General features: G+C 42.0%; 23 protein-coding genes. 13 read left to right on the plus strand and 10 right to left on the minus strand.

The features are described from left to right. Genes gcvPA through lplA form a run of 4 tightly spaced genes read right to left on the minus strand, consistent with a single transcriptional unit; the run spans position 1 to position 3,852 of the window. Positions 1–1,329: an aminomethyl-transferring glycine dehydrogenase subunit GcvPA gene (gene gcvPA / locus QVD32_RS02305; RefSeq protein ID WP_021891198.1), complete on the minus strand. Its 1,329-nt coding sequence runs from the start codon at positions 1,327–1,329 to the stop codon at positions 1–3. A gap of 18 nt (positions 1,330–1,347) precedes the next feature. Next, a complete protein-coding gene (gene gcvH, locus QVD32_RS02310) occupies positions 1,348–1,725 on the minus strand; it encodes a glycine cleavage system protein GcvH (protein ID WP_021891199.1) in 378 nt (125 codons plus the stop codon). A 28-nt stretch (positions 1,726–1,753) separates the two neighbouring features. Next, entirely contained in the window at positions 1,754–2,848 is a 1,095-nt protein-coding gene (gcvT, locus tag QVD32_RS02315) for a glycine cleavage system aminomethyltransferase GcvT (RefSeq protein WP_021891200.1), read from the minus strand. Between the two features lie 29 nt (positions 2,849–2,877). Beyond that, positions 2,878–3,852 carry a lipoate--protein ligase gene (gene lplA / locus QVD32_RS02320; RefSeq protein ID WP_021891201.1) on the minus strand — a complete coding sequence of 325 codons (975 nt, stop codon included), beginning with the start codon at positions 3,850–3,852 and terminating at the stop codon, positions 2,878–2,880. Positions 3,853–4,006: 154 nt separating this feature from the next. On the opposite strand from lplA, the gene QVD32_RS02325 reads away from it, so the two are divergent. Then, the gene (locus QVD32_RS02325; protein WP_021891202.1) at positions 4,007–4,564 is read left to right on the plus strand and encodes a pentapeptide repeat-containing protein; all 558 of its coding nucleotides are present in this window, start codon (positions 4,007–4,009) and stop codon (positions 4,562–4,564) included. 10 nt (positions 4,565–4,574) lie between these two features. On the opposite strand, the gene QVD32_RS02330 is transcribed toward QVD32_RS02325, so the two are convergent. Further along, positions 4,575–5,639 (minus strand): D-2-hydroxyacid dehydrogenase, encoded by a 1,065-nt coding sequence (locus QVD32_RS02330; RefSeq protein WP_021891203.1) that lies wholly within the window; start codon positions 5,637–5,639, stop codon positions 4,575–4,577. An 8-nt stretch (positions 5,640–5,647) separates the two neighbouring features. After that, on the minus strand, positions 5,648–8,080 hold the full coding sequence (gene lon, locus QVD32_RS02335; RefSeq protein ID WP_371417637.1) for an endopeptidase La: 2,433 nt from the start codon (positions 8,078–8,080) through the stop codon (positions 5,648–5,650). Between the two features lie 193 nt (positions 8,081–8,273). On the opposite strand from lon, the gene QVD32_RS02340 reads away from it, so the two are divergent. From QVD32_RS02340 to QVD32_RS02380, 9 genes are all read left to right on the plus strand, one after another. Then, positions 8,274–8,987: a tRNA1(Val) (adenine(37)-N6)-methyltransferase gene (locus tag QVD32_RS02340; RefSeq protein WP_215664655.1), complete on the plus strand. Its 714-nt coding sequence runs from the start codon at positions 8,274–8,276 to the stop codon at positions 8,985–8,987. Positions 8,988–9,054: 67 nt separating this feature from the next. Further along, positions 9,055–9,609 (plus strand): HdeD family acid-resistance protein, encoded by a 555-nt coding sequence (locus tag QVD32_RS02345; RefSeq protein ID WP_008861930.1) that lies wholly within the window; start codon positions 9,055–9,057, stop codon positions 9,607–9,609. A gap of 255 nt (positions 9,610–9,864) precedes the next feature. After that, positions 9,865–11,202 (plus strand): hypothetical protein, encoded by a 1,338-nt coding sequence (locus tag QVD32_RS02350; RefSeq protein WP_021891205.1) that lies wholly within the window; start codon positions 9,865–9,867, stop codon positions 11,200–11,202. Positions 11,203–11,230: 28 nt separating this feature from the next. Further along, the gene (locus QVD32_RS02355) at positions 11,231–12,859 is read left to right on the plus strand and encodes an OmpP1/FadL family transporter (RefSeq protein ID WP_021891206.1); all 1,629 of its coding nucleotides are present in this window, start codon (positions 11,231–11,233) and stop codon (positions 12,857–12,859) included. Positions 12,860–12,950: 91 nt separating this feature from the next. Continuing rightward, on the plus strand, positions 12,951–14,990 hold the full coding sequence (locus QVD32_RS02360) for a tetratricopeptide repeat protein (protein ID WP_021891207.1): 2,040 nt from the start codon (positions 12,951–12,953) through the stop codon (positions 14,988–14,990). Between the two features lie 9 nt (positions 14,991–14,999). Then, on the plus strand, positions 15,000–17,639 hold the full coding sequence (locus tag QVD32_RS02365) for an AsmA family protein (RefSeq protein WP_252206186.1): 2,640 nt from the start codon (positions 15,000–15,002) through the stop codon (positions 17,637–17,639). Between the two features lie 190 nt (positions 17,640–17,829). Then, positions 17,830–19,395: a DUF3943 domain-containing protein gene (locus QVD32_RS02370; protein WP_021891209.1), complete on the plus strand. Its 1,566-nt coding sequence runs from the start codon at positions 17,830–17,832 to the stop codon at positions 19,393–19,395. Positions 19,396–19,630: 235 nt separating this feature from the next. After that, complete coding sequence (locus tag QVD32_RS02375; protein ID WP_021891210.1) at positions 19,631–20,512, plus strand: decaprenyl-phosphate phosphoribosyltransferase; 882 nt, start codon at positions 19,631–19,633, stop codon at positions 20,510–20,512. A gap of 5 nt (positions 20,513–20,517) precedes the next feature. Further along, positions 20,518–21,108 carry an HAD family hydrolase gene (locus QVD32_RS02380; RefSeq protein ID WP_021891211.1) on the plus strand — a complete coding sequence of 197 codons (591 nt, stop codon included), beginning with the start codon at positions 20,518–20,520 and terminating at the stop codon, positions 21,106–21,108. 27 nt (positions 21,109–21,135) lie between these two features. Here the strand turns inward: QVD32_RS02380 and QVD32_RS02385 are convergent, their stop codons facing one another. Beyond that, positions 21,136–22,254, minus strand: coding sequence for a DUF362 domain-containing protein (locus tag QVD32_RS02385; RefSeq protein WP_008861938.1), 1,119 nt, complete (start codon positions 22,252–22,254; stop codon positions 21,136–21,138). A gap of 250 nt (positions 22,255–22,504) precedes the next feature. Between QVD32_RS02385 and QVD32_RS02390 the strand changes: the two genes are divergently transcribed. From QVD32_RS02390 to QVD32_RS02400, 3 genes are read left to right on the plus strand one after another with little or no spacing between them, the layout of a single operon-like run. Next, complete coding sequence (locus QVD32_RS02390) at positions 22,505–23,458, plus strand: alpha/beta hydrolase (protein ID WP_021891212.1); 954 nt, start codon at positions 22,505–22,507, stop codon at positions 23,456–23,458. Continuing rightward, positions 23,455–23,751, plus strand: coding sequence for a DUF2089 family protein (locus QVD32_RS02395; RefSeq protein WP_021891213.1), 297 nt, complete (start codon positions 23,455–23,457; stop codon positions 23,749–23,751). Before QVD32_RS02390 ends, QVD32_RS02395 begins: the two co-directional genes overlap by 4 nt. Beyond that, positions 23,741–24,328, plus strand: coding sequence for a hypothetical protein (locus QVD32_RS02400; protein ID WP_021891214.1), 588 nt, complete (start codon positions 23,741–23,743; stop codon positions 24,326–24,328). The genes QVD32_RS02395 and QVD32_RS02400 overlap by 11 nt, the downstream gene beginning before the upstream one ends. 256 nt (positions 24,329–24,584) lie before the next feature. On the opposite strand, the gene QVD32_RS02405 is transcribed toward QVD32_RS02400, so the two are convergent. The 3 genes from QVD32_RS02405 to QVD32_RS02415 are packed head-to-tail and all read right to left on the minus strand — an operon-like array spanning position 24,585 to position 26,055. Continuing rightward, entirely contained in the window at positions 24,585–25,064 is a 480-nt protein-coding gene (locus QVD32_RS02405) for a DUF4252 domain-containing protein (protein WP_008861942.1), read from the minus strand. Positions 25,065–25,066: 2 nt separating this feature from the next. After that, positions 25,067–25,561 carry an anti-sigma factor gene (locus tag QVD32_RS02410; RefSeq protein WP_021891215.1) on the minus strand — a complete coding sequence of 165 codons (495 nt, stop codon included), beginning with the start codon at positions 25,559–25,561 and terminating at the stop codon, positions 25,067–25,069. After that, positions 25,558–26,055, minus strand: coding sequence for a GFO_1088 family ECF-type sigma factor (locus tag QVD32_RS02415; protein ID WP_021891216.1), 498 nt, complete (start codon positions 26,053–26,055; stop codon positions 25,558–25,560). The genes QVD32_RS02410 and QVD32_RS02415 overlap by 4 nt, the downstream gene beginning before the upstream one ends.

Genomic DNA, 26,055 nt, shown 5'->3' on the forward strand with positions numbered 1-26,055 from the left:
TTATCCCTCCTTTTCGATTAATGATACCAGATTGTCTATTTCTTCCCGGGTGCGTTTTTCGGTCACGCAGAATAGGAGAGCGTCGTCGGTTCCCTTGACAGGAATACCGGCCAAGAAGCCTTTTTCTTCGAGATGTTTCAGGAGTGTGTCCCGATTCAAGGTCGTTTTTACGGCAAACTCTTTTAAGAACGGCTTGTCGAAACAGAGCGAAAATTTACCCGTTTCCAGCAATTTGTCGCACAGGTAGTGCGCTCCCGCATAGGATTTCTCATTGACTTCCTTCATTCCTTGTTTTCCCATTAGAGCCATGTATATCGTTACATACAGAGCCATAAGGGATTGGTTGGAACAAATGTTGCTGTTCGCCTTTTGGCGACGAATATGTTGTTCCCTTGCCTGTAAGGTAAGTACAAACGCCCGTTTACCGTCCACATCGGTTGTGGCTCCGACGATACGTCCTGGTAATTTCCGTACTAAATCGCGGGTGGCTGCGAGATAACCGACATAAGGGCCTCCGAAATTCAAAGGCATCCCCAATGTCTGTCCATCGCCGCAAGCGATGTCGGCTCCCCATTCGCCGGGCGTTTTCAGCACGGCCATAGCCGAGGGGTCGGCATAGACGATAAACAACGCTTTGTGTGCATGAGCATTGTCGGCGAATCCGGAAAAGTCTTCGATGATTCCATAGCGGTTCGGGGTACTTGCAATAACACCGGCCACATCGTCGGCTTCGAGCAGTTTCTCCATGACGGCTTTGTCGGTGACACCTTCTTTTTCGGGAATCATTTCCAGATTTACCCCGTGGAAACGGGCGTAGGTTTCGATAACCTCGATGACTCTGGGATTCAGTGTTTGGGAAACAATGACTTTATTGCGTTTCTTGGCATGGGCAATCGACATGAGCATGGCTTCGGCTGCGGCCGTAGCTCCGTCGTACATGGAAGCATTGCAACATTCCATACCGGTCAGCTCGCATATCATGCTTTGAAACTCGAATATATATTGTAGTGTTCCCTGAGAAATTTCGGGCTGATAGGGAGTATAGGCCGTGAGGTATTCCGAACGGGAGATAAGTTGGCCGATAACCGCAGGGGCATAATGGTCGTAAGCGCCGCCTCCGGCAAAGGGAATGAGTTTTTTGTTCGTCTTTCCTAATTCCCGAAAGTAGTTTCTGACTTCATCTTCGGACATCGATTTTTTCAAATCATAATCTTTGTCGAAGCGAATGTTTTCGGGAATCTCGGCATAAAGCTCATCGAGAGACGATAACCCTATCTTCCCCAGCATTTCGGAAATATCGGCTTCGGTATGCGGGAAATATTTGTACATGATGTGTTCCTCCGTCGATTATTCGCAAATGGCTTTGTAGGCTTCGGCATTCATCAGACTGTCCAGTTCGGACTTATCGTTGATTTTAACTTTGCAAATCCAGTTCCCGAAAGCATCTTCGTTCAATAATTCGGGCTCGTCTTCCAGTTTATCGTTAATCTCCACGACGATACCGCTGATGGGCGATAACAGGTCGCTGGCGGCCTTTACGCTTTCGACTGCACCGAACTCTTCTCCTTGATTCAGTTCGTCGTCCACTTCGGGAAGATCGACGTAAACGACATTACCTAATTGATGTTGTGCATAATCTGTGATACCGATATATCCAAATTCGCCTTCTACTTTTAACCATTCGTGTGATTCGGAGTAATAAAGTCCGTCTAATACTGTACTCATAATTATTTGTTTTTAAGTTGTCAATAAATCATTTTTTATAATTTTTTTCGTAGAAGCGTTTCTTAACAACCGTTCCTTTGAAAAATTTTTTGCGAATGTGTATCTCCACTTCGGTCCCCAATGCGGCGTGCGCACTGTCGATGAGAGCCATACATACACTTTTCCCGGTAGAGATTGAATTGTAACCCGTGGTGACGTGTCCGATGACTTTTCCATCGGCATAAACTTCGTAGCCGCTACGCGGAATGGCTTTGTCTGCTAATTCGATACCTACGATTTTTCTTTTTATGCCTTCTGCTTTTTGCAAAATGATGGCCTCTTTGCCGATGAATTCTTCCTTGTCGAGTTTTACGAACATACCTAACCCGGCTTCGATGGGAGTAATGTCTTTTTCGAGCTCATGTCCATACAAGGGAAGACCTACTTCGAACCGCAGCGTGTCGCGGCAACCTAATCCACAGGGAAGAACTTGTTTGGAATCCACCAATATATCCCATACCCGATTGATGAAATCGTGGCTACCGTATAGTTCGAAGCCGTCTTCTCCCGTATATCCGGTGCGCGATACGATTATCGTTTCGTTCTCGTATTTCATTTCTTTGCAGGTATAGAAAAGCAGGTCTTTCACATCGAGGTTCAGAAGTTTTTCTATGCAGGCTTCGGCGTGAGGTCCTTGTACGGCAACTTCTCCGTAATAGTCCGACAAATTTTCTATTTTCAGATCATATCCGGTGCTATGTTCCACAATCCATTGGAAATCTTTTGCAATGTTCGATGCATTTACTACCAAGAAAAATCGCTCTTCTCCCATTTTGTAAACCAGCAAGTCGTCTACCGTTCCACCTTCGGGATACAGCATCATGCCGTAAAAGATTTTACCGATTTCGGCATTTCGAATATCGTTGGTGAAAATATGATTGATGTATCGCTCGCTATCGGGGCCTGTGATGAGAATTTCGCCCATGTGAGAAACGTCGAATATTCCGGCGGCATGGCGTACGGCATTATGCTCTTCGATGATTGTCGTATATTCGATGGGCATGTCGAATCCGCCGAATGGCATCATTTTGGCTCCCAAGTCGAGATGTTTTTGGTGCAGGCATGTTTTTAATATATCTTCCATAGTCAACAGGTTTTTTGTTATAGAATTTTTTAATTGTTATTGAATAATATATCGATGAAACTTTTTCTGCTCAGTTGGCGTATATAATTCTCGATGGGATTGTCATCGAGAATGCGGTTGACAGACTGAGGTGTGAAAGGAACGTTTTGAAATTTGTTCAAAAATTCGTCGATTTCTCCGACGAGAAAATAATCTCCTACTAAATTCATCGATTTGATGATTCCGTTTTTGATTTCCAATCGTATTTCTATTTCGCCGGCAGGGACGTAACCTTTCCGTATCCATGTGTAGCGGGGATTGTTTCCCAATATCCATTCGTCCCGGAGGTATTCCGTTTCTATTTTTTCAATGTGAACGATATCTTTTTGAGTCAGACATTCTTCGTGATCACAAAGTGACGAGCGTATGAATCTCTTGAATTCTTCGATGTCGATGTCGAGATATTCTTTAAGGTTGGTTACTCTTTTTCTGACGGATTCGATTCCCTTAGTAATGAGTTTCTCGTTGTTGGGGGTAATGGATAGAACCAAATCTTCGAGGTTGGTATCGAAGAGCATAGTACCGTGGACGATACTTCTGCCCGACGTGCGATAGAACGCGTTTCCCGATACTTTTTTACCATCGACGGTAATATCGTTTCTCCCTGAGGCGACAGCTTTTACCCCCAGTTTGTTGAGTGTGTGTGCGATTAATTGCAGGTAACGGTCGAATGTGAAACTGACATTGAAATCGTCGGTAATATACGAGAACATGATGTTGCTGAAATCGGCATAGACACAACCTCCTCCCGATTTACGACGGTAATATTCTATTCCGTGAGAGCGGACATAGTCGAAATTGATTTCGTTTTCCATCAATTGGTTTCTTCCGAAAATGACCGTGGGATTGACCTGCCACATGAAAAAGCAATCTTCACCGGGCCGATTATGGGCTATGTATTCCTCCATAGCCAAATAGAAAGACAGACGGCGTACGGCCTTATCCGGTAGGGCGATATATTTCATAGGTATCAGGTCTGCTGAAATTATACCTTACAAATTTATATATTCTTTTGTAATGGGAAATACATTGACCCGAAATTTTCTTGAATTTTATTTTCGAGACGAAGAATCCTTTTATCTTTGCATAAAAGCGAAAAGTAATAAATTAGAGGTAAAAATGAAAGAGGACTTGAAATATAAAGGCGTAGATTTTTCGGATATTGAATCGGATAGAGAGTTTTACGGGTGTACATTCGAAGAATGCAGTTTTGCACAGGCAAAACTGACAAACGTATTATTTTCTCGGTGTGAGTTTATTCGTTGTGATTTTAGTTTATGTAAAATTTACGGAGTTTCTTTTCAAGATGTGAGATTCGTGGGGTGTAAGATGTTGGGGGTCGATTTTACCGGGTGTAAGGGATTGCTCTCTTCGTTTGATTTTGAGAAATGTCTGTTGCAGTTTTCTTCGTTTATCGGTATGAAGTTGAAGTCATGTAACTTTATCGATTGCAATTTGGAAGAAGCGGATTTTACCGAATGTAATCTTGCGGAGGCTAATTTCGATTGTGCCGTATTAAATAGAACCGTATTTTTTCATACGAATTTAGAACAAGCCGATTTCTCTACTGCGATCGGATATGAAATAGATCCCCGTCATAATTCATTGAGAAAAGCCCGATTCTCTCTGGCGGGAGTAATCGGGCTTTTACGACCTTTCGGTATAGTTGTAGATTAATTTAGTAATTTTAGATATTCACTTGATTTACCGTGTGTCCTTCCAAATATTGCCGGATATTGTCGGTTGCAATCTTCATCAATCTTTCCCGAGCTTCGAAAGTGGCCCATGCGATGTGGGGAGTGATGAAACAATTACGGGCATGTATAAGCGGATTGTCTTTTCGAGGAGGTTCTTGCGATAGGACATCTACCCCGGCCGCTTTAATTCGACCTTCGTTCAAAGCGTCGGCCAAATCCTGCTCGTTAACGAGAGGCCCCCGTCCTGTATTGATGACAATGGCCGATGGCTTCATAAGCCCGATGGTTCGGGCGTTTATCAGATTACGAGTCGTGTCGGTCAAGGGGCAATGCAGGGTGATTACATCGCTTTCGGCTAGTAAGGTCTCCAATGTTACGGGAGTGACATAGTCGGGCAGTTGGTCTTTCTTTTTCGATGTTTGGGCTAAAACATTCATTCCGAAAGCATGAGCGATTCTTGCGACTGTGCTGCCTATATTACCGAACCCAATGATACCGATATTTTTTCCTGCAATTTCGAATATGGGACTTTTCTGAAAAGTGAAATCTTTACAGTCCGCCCATTCTCCCGATTTCACACATTGTGAATGGGCGGCAACGTCGCTGGCTATGTTGAGCAGATGAGCAAATACCATTTGAGCGACCGACTCGCTGCTGTAAGCCGGTATATTGGTAACGGCGATACCTCTATTCTTTGCCGCTTCTACATCGACGATATTATACCCGGTGGCTAATACGCCGATGTAGCGTAAATGAGGTAGTTGCTCCAATGTGGTTGCGCTCAATGGAGTCTTGTTTGTGAGAACGATGTCGGCCAAAGCAGCCCGCGATACGATTTCGTCAACAGAGGTACGGTCATAAACGGTGAATTCACCCATTCTTTCGATACCCTCCCACGACAAATCTCCGGGATTCAAACCGTATCCGTCGAGCACGACAATGCGATGAGACTTGCGTTTCTCTTCGATGACGTTTTCTGTTGTGTTTTTCAACTCTTCCCACGATAGCTCGTCAGCTTTTACTTTGTATCCGTTGGTCACTTTCCACTCTCTCATAATCTCTTTTATTTAATGTCAATGGCATTTTTTACTTTTTCATCGGTCAATGCTATTTTCAGGACATCGGTAATATTTTTTACATAGTGGAATGTGAGTCCTTTCAAATAGGACTCTTTGATTTCCTCTATATCTTTTCGGTTTTCTTCGGAGAGTATGATCTCTCGTATTCCTGCACGTTTGGCCGCGAGGATTTTTTCTTTGATACCGCCTACGGGAAGGACTTTTCCCCGTAACGTGATTTCACCCGTCATAGCTAAATGGTCTTTCACTTTTCGTTGGGTAAAAGTCGAGGCCAGCGAAGTTACCATCGTAATACCGGCCGAGGGACCGTCTTTGGGTATAGCACCCTCCGGCACATGGATATGTACGGCCCATTTATCGAAGATGTCTTCATCGATACCCAATAGCGAAGCATGCGATTTGATATATTGCAAGGCAATTACCGCCGACTCTTTCATTACATCGCCCAAGTTCCCGGTCAAGGTGAGCTTTTCTCCTTTCGACTTGCTCAGGCTCGACTCGACAAACAGAATCTCGCCTCCGACTGCTGTCCAAGCCAGTCCCGTTACGACACCGGCATAGTCGTTGTTCTCATATTTGTCCCGGTTGTATTCCTGAGCGCCCAAATATTCGTGTAGATCGTCGATAGAAAGGGTGGGGTTATATTCTTTACCGGAGGCTTTCAGTCGAGCGACTTTTCGCATGATGCGGGCTATTTTTTTATCGAGTTCCCGAACGCCCGATTCGCGGGTATATTGGTCGACTATTGCAGCCATTACTTTTTTGGGAATAACGACATCACCTTCCTTTAATCCGTGATTTTCGAGTTGTTTCGGTACTAGATGCCGACGTCCAATCTCTACTTTCTCTTCGATAATATATCCACTGATGTCGATTAGTTCCATGCGGTCGAGCAGAGGTTGAGATATGGTATTCAAATTGTTGGCAGTAGCGATGAACAAAATTTTCGACAAATCGTAATCGATGTCGATATAGTTGTCGTGAAACGCATTATTCTGTTCTGGATCCAATACTTCGAGTAAGGCCGAAGCCGGATCGCCTTTGAAATCGTTTCCTATTTTGTCTATCTCGTCCAATACGAAAACGGGGTTCGAGCTTTTTGCTTTGATGAGCCCTTGTATGATGCGTCCCGGCATTGCTCCTATGTAGGTACGGCGATGTCCTCTTATTTCGGCTTCGTCATGTAGGCCGCCTAATGAGATACGGATATATTTTCTGTTCAACGCTTCTGCGACAGATTTTCCCAACGAAGTTTTTCCTACGCCCGGAGGACCATACAGACAGATGATGGGTGATTTCATATCACCTCTTAATTTCAGCACAGCCAAATGTTCGATGATACGTTCTTTGACTTTATCCAATCCGTAGTGATCTTTGTCTAATTGTTTCTGGACATGGTTGAGGTTGAAATTATCTTGGGTATATTCGTTCCACGGAAGCTCTAACAACGTGTCCAAATAGGTATATTGTACAGAGAAGTCGGGCGATTGAGGGTGTAGCCTTTCGAGTTTTCTCATTTCTTTTTCGAAAATCTCGGCAGTTTTACTGTCCCATTTCTTTTTTTCGGCTCGTTCACGCAATTCCTGAATATCTTGGTCTTGCATGTTCCCACCCAATTCTTCCTGTATGGTGCGTATCTGTTGTTGCAGGAAGTGCTCTCTTTGTTGCTGATTCAAGTCTTCGCGTGTTTTGGACTGTATGTCGGCTTTGATTTGTAAGAGTTGAGCCTCTTGCGTCAGCATTTCATAGAGCTTGAACAAACGTTCTTTGATATTGCTGATGGTGAGCAATTCTTGCTTTTGGGTTGCAGATAACGGAATATTCGCACCTAAGAAATTGACCAAATAATGCGCACTATCTATGTTCCGAATAGCAAATACCAATTCTTTGGCTTGTTCTCCGATATTTTTCAACAGTTCGAAAGTCAAGTCTTTCAAGGCGGAAACCAAAGCCTCGAATTCCTTGTCGTTGGCATCGGGTAAAATTTCATTTTCCAGCGATACATTGGCTCTCATATAAGGGAACGTTTCGGTAATTTCGTCGATTCTAAACCGTTTCATTTTCCCTTGCAATATGACAGTCGTACTCTCGTCGGGCATTTCCAGAATCTTGATGATTTCACCGATAACTCCTACTTCGTATAAATCGTCTTTTCCCGGATCCTCTACGGCGGCATCTCGCTGACAAACCACACCGATAGGGGTGTGACTGTTTTGGGCATCTTTGATCAACTGTAAAGATTTGGTTCTTCCTACGTTGACAGGGATAGCCACTCCCGGGAATAATACCATATTGCGTAATGCAAGAATGGGCAATCCTTTTGTATTTAAAGTCTTACATTCCGAATCGTTTTGTCCTGATATTTCTGTAAACAGAGGCATAATCGATGGTGTATTTTCGTCGTTTTCGCAGATCATATAATTGTTCTTAGGTGTATGATTAAATATTGACATTTTGACAGGTTTAGGTTTGTCGTTTTTTCATTAAACCTATTTTTACCTATCGTTTTACTCTATTGTACAAGTCGCGTGCCAAAGTTAAGCAAATAGCATGGCATTGTCGAAATTATTATGTTTTTTTGTTTATTTTGCAGGGCAAATGAGTGATGGTATGGCAAATTCTTTTTTTAAGTTTAAACAGTTTACGATACATCAGGAGCGTTCGGCAATGAGAGTCAGTACCGATGGCGTATTATTGGGCGCTTGGAGCAGAGTGGAAAAATCGAATCGCATTTTGGATATCGGTACAGGAACAGGATTGATAGCGATTATGGCGGCTCAACGTTCATTGGCTCGAATCGATGCCGTAGAATTGGACTTCGGTGCGGCCAGTGAGGCGGCATTCAATGTCTCTCTTTCTCCGTGGAAGGATAGGATAACGGTATATTGTATGGATTTTTGTAGGTTTTACGATAAAACTACAAAGCCGGTGTATCATCATATTTTATCTAATCCTCCTTATTTCATAGATTCTTTGCTCCCTCCCGATGGCAAGAGAGAACGGGCTCGACATACGGGAACTCTTGATTATGAAGTTTTATTCGAGGGTGCGTCCTATTTATTGTTGCCCGATGGGAAGTTATCTTTGGTATCTCCGGCCGATTTACAAGAACATCTTATTTTTATTGCTTCGTTGTATGGATTCTATCCGGTGCGGTTTACTTATGTTTCGGGTATTTTGGGTAAAGCTCCTAAACGATTGTTGTCGGAGTGGAGTAGAGCTCGTAGACCATTGGAAGAAAATGCTTTTTCCATAGAGAAAAGAGGGGAGGGATACACTCTTGAATATATAATGCTTACTCGTGATTTTTATTTGAAGATGTAGTCACTGAAACAATTACGGTGTCCCATGTGTTGTATAGCAAAGATTGTATCATTTAAAATAAATAATTATGGATATTGCAACAATGCATTTTTGGGGAAAGACCAAATATTGGTGGGCTTTGATTATTACGGGTATATTGATGATCCCTTGCGGACTGTGGCTATGGTTTCAACCGGCATTGGGATACGAGGTGTTATCTCTGTTGTTGGGGTGGCTTTTGATTCTTTTTGGAATTGTTCAGCTCATTGTATCGGGCAATGTTAAACAAAAAGTTCGAGGATGGGGCTGGTGGCTTGCCGGTGGAATTATCGATATACTTATCGGGTTTATATTAGTCGGGAATTTATCTTTCAGCGAGGCTGTGCTTCCTTTCTTTTTTGCCTTTATTTTTGTGTATAAAGGGATTGCGAATTTGTTTTCTGCATTGAATATGGTTTCTACCCATAGATATTGGTGGTTGTATTTGGTTAACGGGTTGTTATTGTTGATACTTGGATTGTTATTCTTCGCTTCACCTTTTACGGCTGCGTTTTCTATTATTTTTTTGTGTGCGGCTGCCTTTATTTATTGGGGATTTTCTCTTATTTTCTTCGGTTATTCTTTGAGACCCGTGGAACAGTAGGGGAAAAAGGAATTATTCGGTAGGTTTCAAAGCGCTCTCCATAAGGGGGCGCTTTTTGTTTAAGGGAGTTAAAACCTTTTGTGAAGGCTCTTTATAAAGTGGAAAAGAGTATATTTGTAAAAATTATAGGAGTGGGATGCAGCATTTAGTCTGTTTTTAGACTCTTTTTAATAAAGGTCATTAAACTATTCTTGCAAAAGAGAGTCTAATAGATATAATTTCAATAGAGTAATTTAAGATTAAGGAGAGATGATTATGAAAACAAAAAAATTTGCCCTGTTGATTATATTGTCGATGTTGGTGACGGGTTTTGCCGGGGCAGACTCGTATATAGTCGAAGATGATATTTATTATAATCCGAACGATAAAAATCCTGTTGTAGAAAAGAAAGAAAAAGAGGCCCAGAAAGAACTTCAAGAGAAAGCTGCGGTTAAAAAAACATTGATGGCAACGTCGGATAATCACTTTCGAGATGTCGATGAATATAATCGTCGTGGAGAATCTTCCGATATGACGCTTGAAGATATTGCGGCCAATCAGAAAGAAGATTATGTAGAATACAATGTGGTCGATGAAAATGGCGACGACGGATATTATTTGAATGGTTTTAACGGCTCCGACTCGGATTATGAATACGCTTTGCGCATTCGCCGTTTCCACAATCCAAAGTTTGTCGTTTCGGTAAGCGACCCATTCTATTCCGATATTTATTTTTTGGATAATAACGATTGGAACGTTTATATCTCGGATAATTATGCGTGGGTAACCCCGACATGGACAAATCCGTGGTATTGGAATTATACATGGGCGCCATATTCTTATACCAGCTGGTCTTGGCGTTGGAGTTTGGGTCCGTGGGGATTCTCGTTCGGATATGATCCTTTTTACAGTTGGGGTGGTTATTGGGGCTGGAATTCATGGTATCGTCCTCCTTTCTACCACCATCACCATCATCATTATTACGATCGTCCTTACTATGGTTGGAACAGACCGTATCGTCCTCAGTACACTCCCAACGGCCGCACTCCTAACCGCTATGGCGGTAGTGCGATATCTTCCGGGAACTCTGCTGCATCGAGCAGGCGGCGTGCGACTGTCGGCACAGGGACTTCGGGAAATACGACCGGTCGTCGTACGGTTGGAAATGTAACTTCTACATCGGGCGGACACGGTTCACAATCGGTAAATGGAGTACGTACAAATCGAGGCACTGTAATAAGCAATAGTTCCAATTCGAATGGCAACCGGGGGTATAGTTTCGGGGAGGCAAATTCTTCCAGAAGGGGGAATTCCTCATTTTCAGGAACGGTTTCTAACCCATCGAGTAGTCAAAGTAGAAGACAGACGACCATCAATAATAATACAAACTCTTCGAGAAGAAATTATAATAGTATAGGAAATGGTGGACGAGGTAGTTCCTCGTATAATCGCAGTACACCTTCTTCCAATCGAAATTCGGGTTACTCGAATAGTTCTTCGTCGAGTCGTCGTTCCTCCGGTAGTTATTCTGCTCCGTCTCACTCTTCTTCGTCGAGAGGAAGTGGAACGTCTTCCCGGGGAAGTAGCAGTAGCGGACGTGGTGGACGCAGATAAATAGGGTTGAATTTTCAAAATGAGACATATGAAGAATGTAAGATATGGTTTGGCATTAGCTGCTCTATGTAGCAGCTCAATGCTTTTCAGTCAGGGAGTTGTTGATGCTTTGAAATATTCTCAACAAGACATACGGGGAACGGCTCGTTATATGGGTATGGCGGGCGCTTTTGGCGCATTAGGAGGGGATATTACGACATTGAGCCAGAATCCGGCAGGTATAGGAGTTTATCGCAATTCCGATATAGCTGCAACGATAGACCTTTCCAATCAAGTAAGTTCGGTGAATACGGCTGGAAATAGAATGTCCGATAGCAAGTTTAATGTTTCATGTAATAATTTTGGCTTTGTATGGACTGTCCGTTTTAATCAGGAAGCCTTGAAAAATTTGAATTTCGGTTTTGCTTATAATAAGCAAAAATCGTTTGACCGCTCCTATAAAGCCGGCTATTCGGGGATAACCGGAGCCAGTTCGCTTTCGGGGTATATTGCCCATTTATCCGAAGGTTATTCTGTTGCGGATTTAGCTTATCCAGACAATAGTGGGAGTAGCTATGATCCGTATAACAATAATCCGTGGTTGAATGTATTGGGATATCAGTCCTATTTGATAAATCCAAAAAGTACGACAGGAAATACATGGAATAGTATAGTAGGAAACGGTACGAATACAACGGGAGATCTCTATGTTCGAGAGAAAGGTTCGATCGATGAATACAACTTTAATGTCGGGGGAAATATCTATAACGTATTTTATTGGGGGTTAGGAATTGCCGTTACCGACTTTTCTTATGATATTCAAAGCGGATATGGTGAAAATTTTACGGGGGGATATATCTCATCGGGTAGCCCGAGTGTGGACGGCTGGTACTTGATGAGAAATGCATTACATACGAACGGATCGGGGATAAAAGTCAATTTGGGTGTCATTATGAGAGCCACCGATAATTTCCGTTTGGGCTTTGCTTTCCATACTCCTAATTATTATAAAATGACCGATTCGTATGTGGCATCGGTGAAATATGATTTTAATGAATCGGGGACACGTTATGACGATTTAGCCGAAACGCCGAGTGGAAGTTATGATTATGAATTTCAATCTCCGTGGCGTATGATAGCCAGTGCTGCTTATGTTTTTGGACAAAGTGGAATTTTAAGTTTTGATTACGAGTATACATCTAGTAATAATATGTCGTTCGACGATCCCTATTCGGTCGATGCTTTTTATAAAACTAATCAGGAAATTACGGAGATGGTTTCTCCTATGCATACATTTAAAATCGGAGGCGAATTTCGTATTACACCCCAAATCAGTGCTCGTTTAGGATATGCTTATCAGACTTCCCCTGTGAAATCGGAATACAGGTCGGGACGCGAAATTCCTACGGCCGGAACGCTTACGATGTTTACCTTAGATAGAGAGACCAATTATTTTACAGTAGGTTTGGGATACCGCTTTTCGAATGTTTATGTAGATATGGCTTATATGCATCGCTACCGTCGTAGCGAGCTTTTTCCGTTCTCTCCGTTGCCGGCTGCTGTGGATAATCCTTATAATCCAGATCAGACAGAGCCGTCGTTGGCCATTTCGCCTCAGATATCTTCGTTGACGGACCATAATAATTCTTTTGTTTTAACTTTGGGTGTAAAGTTCTAAGACAGAACGGAAATATATTTTGAAAGAGCGACTTAAAATCTAAGTTGCTCTTTTGTTTTTTATGAAAAGAAATGTATATCTTTGAAAAGATATGGAAAAATTCCATGACAAGATGGAAGAAAATTTTGTGATAGATACAGGGAATAAAGAATTTCAAGACGCTTTGAGCTTGATTCAATATACATCTCAGTCAGTTTTTTTGACAGGGAAAGCGGGTACGGGCAAATCTACTTTTTTGAAATATGTGTGCGAGCATACCAAAAAGAAATATGTAGTTCTGGCCCCGACAGGAGTGTCGGCGATTAATGTGGGTGGTAGTACGATTCATTCTTTTTTTAAGATGCCGTTTCGGCCCATGTTGCCCGACGATCCCGATTTGAGTTTGGCGGGAGGAAGAATATATGAATTATTAAAATACAATAAGAAGCAGCGACAGTTGCTGCGTGAAGTGGAATTGATTATTATCGATGAAATATCGATGGTACGGGCCGATATGATTGATTTTATCGATCGTGTGTTACGGGTTTATTCGGGTAATATGAGGTTTCCTTTCGGTGGCAAGCAGTTATTGTTGGTAGGCGATGTATATCAATTGGAACCGGTTGTGACTTCCGATATGCGAGATATTCTTAGCCGGTTTTATTCTAATTTCTATTTTTTTTCGGCACGGGTTTTTAGAGAAATGTCGTTGGTCCCTATCGAGTTGCAAAAAGTGTATCGCCAGCAAGATGAGCGTTTCGTAGAAGTATTGGATAAAATAAGAAACAATACTGCGACGAGAGAAGAACTCGATTTGTTGAATAGCCGTTATCTCCCGCAATATGAACCTGAGAAGGATAATTTTTCGATTACATTGGCGACTCGTAGGGATCAGGTGGACTATATCAATGAAAACCGACTATCTGGATTGCCGGGGAAAGAATATACATTTACGGGGACGATAAAAGGTGATTTCCCTGAGGGGAGTTTGCCTACTTCGTTGGAACTGGTTGTAAAGATCGGGGCCCAAGTGATTTTTATAAAGAATGACCCGGAACGCAGGTGGGTGAACGGGACGATAGGAATGATTTCGGACATAACGCCCGATGAGAAAATCGAGGTGGTGCTTGAATCGGGTGAGATGTATGAGTTGGAGCGTTGTGTTTGGGAGAATATCAAATATACCTACAATGAAAAAGAAAAGACTATCGAGGAAAGTGTATTGGGCACTTTTTTACAATTTCCCATTCGTTTGGCTTGGGCTATTACCGTGCATAAGAGTCAGGGATTGACGTTTAATCGTGTGATTGTCGATTTTACGGGAGGGGCTTTTGCCGGGGGACAGACGTATGTGGCTTTGAGTCGATGCCGATCTTTGGAAGGTATTGTGTTGAAACGGCAGATCACGCATCGGGATATATTCGTAAATCCCGATATCGTACGGTTCAGCAAAGGTTTCAACGATTCTGTTTTGATAGAACAGTCATTGAAGCTCGCACAAGCCGATCGTCTGTATGTCGAGGCTGTAAATGCTTTCGACGAAGGCGATTTTGACAAGATGTTACAAAGTTTTTTCAAGGCTATCCATACGAGATATGATATTGAGAAACCCGTAATTCAGAGGTATATTCGTAAAAAATTGAACGTTATCAATCAGTTGCGTGTTAAAAATCGGGAACTTCAACAGGCGTTGTCCGATAGGAATACCGTATTGCGTAAATATGCACATGAATATTACCTATTAGGGAACGAGTGTATAACTAAGGCAAAGGATGTGCGGGCGGCTTTGGCCAATTTTGACAAAGCGTTGTCTCTCGATCCTACGTTGATCGATGCATGGGTAAGGAAAGGAATTACGCTCGAAGATCAAGGCGATGAACATGGAGCTATGGCGTGTTACAATGAAGCTGTAAGGTTGAGCCCGTTGAGTTTTAAAGCTCTATATAATCGGGGTAAATTACGCTATAAACAAGGCGATTATGAAACGGCATTATCCGATTTTGCAAAAGCCGTTAAACAAAAACCGTTACATGCTACGGCGCACGATCGACTCGGAGATACTTTTATCAAGCTGGAAATGCCCGATATGGCCGCTCGTCATTGGGCTATTGCAGAAGAGTTGAGGGAGAAAAAACAACAGAACAACAAATAAATAATAACTATGATGAACAAAGGTCTGAAAAAAGGATTGAAGATTACCGGAGTAACCGTGGCGGTTATCTTGGTATTCATGCTTGTCTTGCCATTTGTGTTTAAAGACAAAGTGATAACTATTGTGAAAAAAGAGGCCAATGAGATGTTGAATGCCAAGCTCGATTTTGAATCGCTCGATATCAGTCTCTTTTCTCATTTCCCGAGTGCGTCTATCGAATTGAATGGTTTGACACTTTCGGGTATAGATGATTTTGAAAACGACACGTTGGTTTCTGCTGAATCCATCGATGTGGCTGTAAATGTGATGAGCCTGTTTAGTGACAAAGGTTTCGATGTGAATTACGTCGTTTTGGACAAGCCGTCGATAAAAGCGGTGAAGTTGGCCGATGGACGGGTGAATTGGGATATTATGAAACCGGACACGGTCGATGTGGAAGAAGAAAAAACGGTCGAAGTAGAGGGCGAATCTTCTTTCCGTCTGAAATTGAAAAATTTTAAGATAGTCGATGCTACGATCGTTTATGTGGACGATTCCACGAATATGCAATTCTATACCGATAAACTGAATTTGAAGCTATCGGGCGATATGAGTGCCGATATGACCGATATAGACAGTAAATTGTCCTGTAAAGATATTTACTTCGCGATGGGCGGTATCTCTTATTTGAAACAGGCTGAGGCCGGAGCGAAGTTAACGGTATCGGCCGACTTGAAGAATAATAAATTTATTTTGAAAGAAAACACGTTGAGCTTGAATGCCATTGTCCTGAATCTCGATGGTTGGGTAGCGCTCCTCGACGATGGGGCTATGGATATGGACTTAAAGATAAACACTTCTGAGATAAACTTTAAAGAGATACTTTCTTTGATACCGGCTATATATCAGAATAATTTCGATAAATTGCGCACGACAGGCAATATGTCGCTTACGGCTTTTGCAAAAGGGCGAATGGCCGGTGAGAATATGCCCCAATTCGGGCTAACGCTCGGTGTGAAAGATGCTACACTTAACTATGAAGGAATGCCGGCTTCGGTCGATGGAATCAATATAGGTGCTTCGGTGAGCAATCCGGGCGGAAGTCTGGATAAAACAATTATCGATTTATCGGAATTTCGTCTCTCTATGGCAGGCAATCCTTTCAAGGCCGCACTGTATGCCTCTACACCTATATCGGATTTGAATTTCAAGGCTACTGCCGACGGTACGGTTCATTTGGGGAAAATCAAGGATATTTATCCTTTGGGCGATTCTATAACCCTGAGTGGTATCGTTACCGCCGATTTGCAATTTGCAGGCCGTATGTCCGATATTGAAAAAGAAAATTATCAGAATATAAGAGGGGAGGGAACACTAACTGTCGCCGACATGGATTTAACGATGAAAGGTTTGCCTGCCGTCGCAGTGAAAAAGGCGCAGGCTTCGGTTTCGGCCAAAGCCATGTCGTTGTCTCAGCTCGATGTTAAGGTCGGAAAGAGCGATATTCAAGCCCATGGTTCTTTATCCAATTATCTGGCGTACGTTTTGAAAAATGAGACTATAAAAGGCTCTTTGACGGTGACTTCGTCGCTACTTGACTTGAACGAATTGATGGGTGACTCGGAAACTTCGGGAGAAGAGACCGTCGAAGCCGATACAACGACTCTTTCTGTGATAGAAGTTCCTAAGAATATCGATATGACTTTAAGTGCCGACTTCAAGAAAATCCTTTTCCAGAAGATGGAACTCGATAATGTGACGGGTAAACTTATCGTTGCTGACGGTGCTGTACGAATGACTCCGTTGAGTTTGAACGCATTCGGTGGAGCAATGGTGGCGAATGGTATTTATAGTACGGCCGAGAGCGTTGTTCGTCCTATGGTTAATTTTGACCTCGATATACAAAAAGCCTCCTTTGAAAAAACGTTCGAGCAATTGGACATGATTCAGAAGATTGTCCCCATTTTTGCTAAAACCGGTGGAACATATTCCGTTAAGGTCGACCTGAAATCTGCTCTGGATAGTCAGATGTCGCCCGATTTAAGTTCTTTGACAGCCGATGGTGTCATTCAATCCAACGATATTCAATTACAAAATATCGAAGTATTCAGCCAGTTGGCAACGCTGTTGAAAAACGATAAATTGAAGAATATCGAAGCGAAAGATTTGAAAATCTCTTTTACCATTAAGGACGGTAAAGTAAAGACTTCGCCTTTTGATATGAAGCTGGGTAATATTACAATGAATCTTTCTGGTGTTACAGGCCTTGATCAGACGATTGATTATCGAGCTAAAATCAATATTCCGGGGGCCGGGGCTTTAAGTAATGTTTCGGCGACGATAGGAGGAACGTTCTCCAAGCCATCTATTAAGTTGAATACCGATGAGGTTGTTAAGAATGCCGTGACGGAAGTTTTGGGAGTGGATGCCGAAGATATAGAAGCTCAGAAAGCCGCTATTCGTAAGCAGGCCGAAGAGGCGGGAAATAAATTGATCGCTACGGCGAAATCAGAGAGCGAGAAGCTCATTTCCAAAGCATCGAATCCTTTGGCGAAAGTCGCAGCTCAGGCAGCCGGTAAGAAATTGGTGGAAGAAGCAGAGAAACAAGCTCAGAAGTTAAAGAACGAGGCCGAGAAATTGATAGAGAAACAATATGGTGGGTCGGAATAAGAAAATTCCGATTGAAAGAAAAAGGGAGACGAGATTCGATTTCGTCTCCCCTTTTTGTGGAAAGAAGAGGAGAAGCCTTTTGTAAACTCGAAATATTGTTCCAAAGTGCGGGAACATTATCCGATAACTCCCATCAGATATGCTCTTACAAGTTTATTGATTATCTTGGTCGCCGATAAAAGAAAAGAAGGTGAAAATAGGTATAAATTTTTGTTGCGTATTGGCGATTCTTAGTGCTGATGCGCTATCATTGAACGCAAATGTGACTGTGCCCGATTCGGTAGCGGAGCCGGGTGTTGAACAAATGGATACTTTGGTGGTAGAGAGCAAAGGAGAACCTGAAATCAATTCTTTGTTCCAGTTAGGTAGCAATGTCCCGACGCATTTAAATGTGGCTGCACCGGCAAAAAAACGTCCGTGGTTGGCTGGTGCAGAGGTAGTGGCGGAAGATCTTTTGTTTCATGTGCTTACCCGATATCTTATTAAAGAGGACTATGCTCAAATTTCATGGTCATCGATAAAAAACAATTTTAAGACCGGCTTGTTGTGGGATAACGACAAGTTCGAGACTAATCTTTTTTCACACCCATATCAAGGTAATCTTTATTACAGCAGTGCCCGTTCCAACGGATTGAATTTTTGGGAATCTGCACCTTATGCTCTTTTGGGAAGTTCTATTTGGGAATGGTTTATGGAGACACAACCGGCCTCGATCAACGATATAATGTCTACAACCTTTGGCGGAATGGCCTTAGGGGAAACGACCTATCGTCTGTCTTCGTTGGTCTTGAACGGACAGGCTAGGGGGTGGGAGAGGGCATCCCATGAGTTAGTCGCCGCGTTTTTAAATCCGGTACGGGCAGTCAATCGTTTGATGACAGGGGAAGCGTGGCGTATAGGTCCTCGGTATGTGGATAAAGAAGCGACTATCCCGTTTCATTTTCGATTTGAGGCCGGGTATCGTATGCTCGATAACATTAGGGAAGGCAAGAACAAAAGTATACATGTCGGGTGTATGAATTTCTCGTTGATTTATAATGACCCGTTCGAAATTGAAGGGAATGTTCCGTTCGAACATTTTACGGCTCGAATGTTGTTCAATATGTTCGCCCATCAACCCATTATCGGAGACGTAAATATTTGCGCTTCTATATGGGGCCGGGAACATGATTATAAAAATGGGAATGAATTGTTTGCCGGTATATTCCAGAATTATAGCTATTACAATAGCGGAAGAATGGATAATGAGTCGAACGAAGTGCCGTTTCGCATTTCCGAGACTGTATCCTATGGCCCCGGTGTTTTATATCGTATGAAATTGCATGAAAATAACACTTTGGCCTTGAACGGATTTGTGTCGGGAGTGGCTCTTGGCGGTGCTTTGTGCGATTATTATCAATTTCACGACCGTGATTACAATATGGGAAGCGGATATAGTATCCGCCTCAACGGCTTGTTTACTTTGCAGCGTCGGTTCGGCATTTATTTGGGATTTGAGAATTACCATATTTTCACGTGGAAGGGGTATGAGCATAAGGACTATGAAAATATGAATCCTCATTATCTCGATGCACAAGGCGCTGTCGGAGACGCTCGTTTGCAGATGATGAATCTACGTGGTTCGTTTGCTATTAGTCCAAAGGTGGGTATCTCTGCCGAAACAGCTTGGTGTCGGCGAAAATCACATTATAAATATTTCCCCGATGTCCTGTCCGACACATTTGAATTTCGGCTTATGTTTTCATATCATATTTGAGATATTTACTAAATTTATACATAGTAAAATATGAATATGAAAACACATATTTTTCTTGTTTTTATGCGTTATGCCGAGTTTTTATATCCCATATTGCAAAAACACATGGGGCAATAAATCGTCTGTTTATTAGATTTATTCCGATCGTCGCTGTGTATTGGGGAAAACGATAGGTGTATATTTTGTACTATTCTGTATAATATTATATATTTGTTGTGTAAAATATACCAATAGTATGGTGAAAGATATAATTTCACTCGCTCGGCCTCAACAGTGGCTTAAAAATGTATTTATTTTTCTTCCGATATTTTTTAGCCGGAAGTTGGGTGACGGGGCTTGTTTGAGCTCCGCATTGATTGCTTTTGTTATTTACTGTTTGGTCGCTGGGTCTATATATTGTTTGAATGATATTTGCGATAGAGAATCCGATCGCTTGCATCCGACTAAGTGCCGGCGACCTATCGCTTCGGGTATAGTATCGGTGGGAGCCGGATATGGTATAATGGCTCTGTTGTTGGTCTTGGCAATCGCTTTGACATTTGTTTATGATTCAACCGTCCGGCATGTGTTGCTGATAAATGTCGGTATCTATTTTATTTTGAATATAGCCTATTGTTTTTGGTTGAAACATATTGCGTTGGTCGATGTTTTTGTGATATCGATAGGCTTTGTGTTAAGGGTTCTTGCGGGTGGAGTCGTTACGGGGATATGGATTTCGCCGTGGATTATCTTGATGACGTTTCTGTTGGCTCTGTTTTTGTCGTTTGCCAAAAGGCGGGACGATGTACTCATTTATGAGCGGACCGGAGACAAGATGAGGCTTAATATAGCCCGTTATAATTTGGAGTTTATCAATATGGCGATAACTCTTGTCGGGGTTATCGTGGTCGTTTGTTACATTATGTATACTGTATCACCGGAGGTGATCGAAAGAATGGGGACCTCTAATCTCTATCTGACTACGATATGGGTTTTGGCTGGAATCTTACGTTATTTGCAGTTGACAGTGGTAGATAAGAATAGCGGCAGTCCTACAAAGATATTGATACACGACCGGTTTATCCATGTTTGTATTGTGGGCTGGGTTCTGTCTTTCGGGGTTCTGATTTATTTTTGAGGAATATGAGAATTGCTATTTTCGATTTTGATGGAACGGTTACTACCAAAGATACACTTTTGGAATTTATCAAATTTGTGAGAGGGCCTGTTTCGTTCTATGCGGGTTTTCTTAGGTATGCTCCGCAACTTTTGGCGTATAAATTAGGGCTTTATCCGAATTGGAAGGTGAAACAACAAATATTTTCTCATTTTTTCAAAGGAATGAGGTTGGAGGATTTCAATCGGTTGTGCGAGGAATTTTTTCAAAAGGAAGGAAAGGCTCTTGTTCGGCAAAGTGCAAGGATTGCTATATGGGAACAATTGCAGAAATGCAATAGGGTTTTTATTGTAAGTGCAAGTATTTATAATTGGATCAAACCTTTTGCTTCCGATTTAGGTATCCGGGACATATTATCTACCGAGATCGAAGTGGACGGTGAAGGTTGTCTGACCGGTTTCTTTTCGAATAAAAATTGTTATGGACAGGAGAAGGTTGTGAGGCTGCTGGAACAGATTCCCGATTTAGAAAATAATTACTTGATCGTATATGGCGACAGTAAAGGGGATTCGCAGCTATTGAAATATGCCAACGAATCCCATTACCGTGCCCTGTGATTGATTCCTCTTTGGGGAATAGCGGTCTTATACTGTAATCAATTCGTATTGCATAACTCCTAATCCGATCTTTTGTGCATGTTCGAGTCCGGCTTGCCAATTGGTATCGGGGTGCATCAGATGGAATTTATCGGCGCCTTCGAGATGTTCGTGCGGGTGTTTCTCAGTCAGACAACTGCCATTGATTGCCGGTGCTGCGATGACCATATCGGCGCAAGCCTTGTCCAAAGCGACCGGGTCGAATGATGCGAGTATTCCCAAATCGGGGATAATGGCGGCATCGTTGTGATTCCAACAGTCGCATTCAGGTGAAACATTCATAATGAAACTGATGTGGAAATGAGGCTTGTCCTTCAATATGGCTTGGGTATATTCGGCTATTTTATAGTTCAAACGTTCAGACGTATCGCATTCTCCCATTACGGCTGCATCGTGTTGGCATAAAGCGACACATTGCCCGCAACCGACACATTTGGTATAATCTATTTCGGCTTTATGGTTTTGGTTCAAGTGTATGGCATCGTGGGCGCAATGCTTGACACAGATGTTACAGCCTTTACAGTTCTCTGTTTCGATTTTGGGTTGAGAATTACAGTGCAATTCTAGTTTACCGCCTACGCTCGCTCCTCCCATTCCTAAGTTTTTTAAAGCACCGCCGAATCCGGCTTGCTCATGACCTTTGAAGTGAGTCATTGAGATAACTATATCGGCATCGGCTAATGCCGATCCAATTTTCGGAGCCTTGCAGTACTCCCCGTTTAAAGGTATTTCACGGTACTCCGTTCCTTTCAAACCGTCGGCGATAATGACTTGGCATTGTGCTGAAATGGGGTTATATCCATTTTCCATGGCGCTTTGTAAATGGTCTACCGCGTTGGCACGTCGGCCAGAGTAGAGCGTGTTGCAGTCGGTAAGAAAGGGTTTTGCTCCCCAAGAGCGGAGTAGGGTTGCCAGTCGAGCTGCATAGTTCGGACGGAGATATGCTAAATTTCCCGGTTCTCCGAAGTGTATTTTTATAGCTACGAATTGGTCTTTGAAATCGATACTTTCGATTCCAGCTCGTTTGATTAAACGCTCCATCTTGTCGAGTAGATTGCTCGAAGGAGTCGTGTGCAGATTGGTAAAGAATACTTTGGATTTATCCATAGAAATTTGTTTTAAGTTAGTGGTAGAAAATGTAAAATCTATCGTTAAAACGGTGATGTTCGATTTTCCCGGTAGACTGTTCGTTTCTTACATTTATTGCAAAAATAAGGAAAAATCATGATTGTATTATTATCTTTTATTTTATTTGATATGAATAAAATTAATTATATAATAAATAAAATTGAAATTTGTTTGTCGTTTTATCATGATTGTATTATTTTTGTGTCATAAGAAGTAAATGAAAATATATATGAAACAATTAAGATTAATCATTTTATTCTCTATTTTGTCTTTGTCGGTAACTGTGAGGGCTATGAAGGAACAATCGGTGTCATTGGATACACCTACGGGAAAAATTAACGGTAAAATAGGATTACCGGATGCTGAAAAGCCACCGATAGTTTTGCTGATAGCCGGTTCGGGGCCTACCGATATGGACGGAAATACGAATTCCGGCGGATTTTCTATGAAGAATAATTCATTGAAATTGTTGGCGGAGGGGTTGGCGCAGCGAGGTATTGCAACTCTCCGTTTCGATAAAAGGGGAATTGCTTCGAGTTCTGCGGCTACTAAAAAAGAGAGAGACCTTAGGTTCGAAGATTATGTGACAGATGTTCAGGGCTGGATAGATCGGTTGAGCGAGGATAGTCGTTTTTCCGATGTATTTGTTTTGGGGCATAGTGAGGGTTCTTTGATTGGTATGTTGGCGAGTGTCGATAATCCGAAGGTAAAAGGTTTTATTTCGTTGGCAGGAGCCGGTCGGCCGGCTTATGATATAATAGAAGAGCAACTGTCGGGGCAACCGGCAGAGGTCCGGCATCTGGTAAAATCGATCAACGATTCGCTGAAAGCTGGAAAGGAAGTATCCAATATTCCTATGGGATTGATGGCTTTATTCCGTCCATCTGTTCAACCTTATCTCATATCGTGGTATCGGTATAATCCACAAGAGGTGATTGCAAAATTGAGGCAGCCGGTATTGATTATACAAGGCGATAAAGATGTACAGGTGTCGGAGGAGGATGCCAAGCTGTTGGAACAATCTTTACCGAAAGCACAATTCCAGATTTTGAAAGATATGAATCATGTGTTGAAAACGTGTGAGTCGGTCGATATGCAAGTTCAGCAAGCTACTTATGCTAATCCCGATTTACCCGTTCAAGAGGATTTATTGATAACGATTGAAAAATTTGTGAAACGATGACGACAAGCGTGACTAGAAAAAAATTGCCCTTGCGGTGTCCTGCATGCGATGCTCCGCTTAGAGTATCTAAAATGATTTGCGGTCGTTGTGCGACAGAGGTGTCGGGAGAATTTGAACTACCGGTTCTGACCAGCTTGAATGAAGAAGAGCAACGATTTATGCTTGAATTTGTAAAAGCGAGCGGCAGTTTGAAGGATATGGCGAAAAAGATGGGGGTAAGTTATCCTACTGTGCGCAATTATTTAGATGATTTAATAGAGAAACTCAATAACATGGAAGAAAATGAAAGATAGTTGGAAATTTATATCGAATCCTTTTTATAAAGTAGCCGGTTATAAGGCTGCCGGGTGGGGGATATTGGGCATAGTTATAACGACAGCGATCGCTTATGGAGCAGATGTGCATTTTCATGGATTGCTTCATTATGGTGGAGCTCCTCATAGTGAGTGGTGGTGTTTTGTCGTGGAGCATTTGGTGATTTGGTTGATACCTTCGTTATTGGTTTATATATTGAGCCTGTTTTGCAGTCGTTCCCATATTCGTCCGATAGACGTTCTAGGAACAGTTGCTTTTTCCCAGCTGCCTTTTGTTTTGTTGGCTTTGTGCATGGCTTTCCCACCGGTACGGCATTTCATGTCCATACAGTCGTTACAGGCCATAGAGGATGCGCTATCCGATAAAATGTTTCTTTTTTCGGCTATTTGGATAGGGGCTTTGAGTCTTTTGATTGCGATCTGGGTTTTGTATTGGATATTTCGAGCTATTTCGGTTTCTTGTAATTTAAGGGGGCGTAATTTGTGGATTGTGTTTATTGTAGGAACTTTCGGCGGAGATATTCTTTGTCGTTATTTAATAGGGCTGTGTTATTAAGAAGCTGTTTTAAATTTATTGAGAAATAATATTATCATTGCAAGCAGGTATGTTCCGGCCATATTGCGCCCCTGTCTCGCATCTTGAATCCCTTGATTTTTGTCAATAGCCCACTATTGACTGCATATCTCGGACTCCAATCTGCTTCAACATAGGTCTCAATCTGTCTCGGAATAAATTTAAAACAGCTTCTAATAATTTGAAAGGGGGCAATGATTTTATTTGCCCCCTTTCAATATCGGTTTGCGGATAAGGTTTATAACCCTGCGTCTTTTGTCAACTCTTGAAGATGGGTTATTGAAATATCTCCTAATAGACGTATAACAGTAAATTCTCCACAGTCGCCGTCATCGACCAGCATGATTAATTCTTTGATCTTTTTGTCTGTTTTGGGTTGCACGTAAAAAGCTACGGTCTCGCCGTCGTCTTTTACTTTCATCAGTTCTTCGTATGGAGCTTTTTGAAATACGATACTTTCTTTTCGCATTTGAGGAATCAGAGCTTCATTGTCCTCGCAAGTTAAGATTTGAATTCGATCTAACTCGTTGATAACAGCTTTTAGATTTAATCCTTCTGCGTCGATTTGTCCTTCGGGCATCATATTCAGCAATGCCTTCGATATGTTGACGTATGTCACTCCTTTTTGATTAGCGAATTTTTCTATGAAGTTGTTTTCGGCAGTAGCTGAAAGAATACCGAATACAGCTAATAATAGAATATAAATTGTCCGTTTCATAATTATTTGTATTTTAGATGTTTATTGACTATTCGATTGGTCTCGATAATTTCTTTTTGAGCTTGTTGCCATTGGTTCGTCCCCTTATTTAATTTCTGGGAAACGAGAATTAAAGCTCGTTGAGCCTCGGCACAGGCATATATTTCTTGATTGCTGAGTCGTTTGGAAGATGGTTGTCGGTACATGTATAATCCGGTGGAAATCGCTAATATAATACCGGCAGCGATACCGCTTATCCATTTCCAATTTCGGGAAAAAAGAACCTGCCTCTTTTTATCGGGCAACCGATCTATGTATGACGATAATTTTTCTTCCAGATGATCGGGAATATGTACCGAACGATCGGGTATAAGAGATAAAATGATGCGCTTCTCTTGAATAAAATCCTCTGGAACTTCGTGGGTTGCGAGATAGTCTCTCAATCCTTGTTCTTCGGTATCCGATAGATCTCCTTTGAAGAACATGTCTATTTGTTGTCGTAATTCTTGTTCATTCATAATCTTTGTATGAATAGTTCTTTAATCGTTTTTCTGGCTCGGGAGAGAAGTACCCGTATATTGGCGTTACTCAAACCGGTTTCGGTTTCTATCTCGTCAGTGCTTTTGTCTTCGAAATGCCTTAAAAGTAGAATTTTACGTTGTTGTTCGGGAAGTTTATTTATGATGTTCAACAGAACCTTCATGTCTTCTTTTATTTCATAGGCCGTATCGGGTTGTGGAGCAGGCTCTGTCTTTTGAACTAATACAGAATCGTTGTCCGTCTCGATTTGTGGCGCTCTTAGTGTGTCGAGGCATAAATGTTTTATCGTTGTGATGGCATAAGCCTCGTTGTTTTCTATGTTTTCAAGACTTTCCCGTTTCTCCCATAGTTTCAGATAGGTATTTTGTACCATATCTTCTGCATCGTATTCATTTCCAAGATATCGAAAAGCGATGTAATACATTTTCTTATGACAGGGTAGAAATCTCGCTTTGAACTCTTGATGAGTCAT

It is taken from the genome of Barnesiella sp., assembly GCF_022723415.1.
In the GTDB taxonomy this organism is placed as follows: domain Bacteria; phylum Bacteroidota; class Bacteroidia; order Bacteroidales; family Barnesiellaceae; genus Barnesiella; species Barnesiella intestinihominis.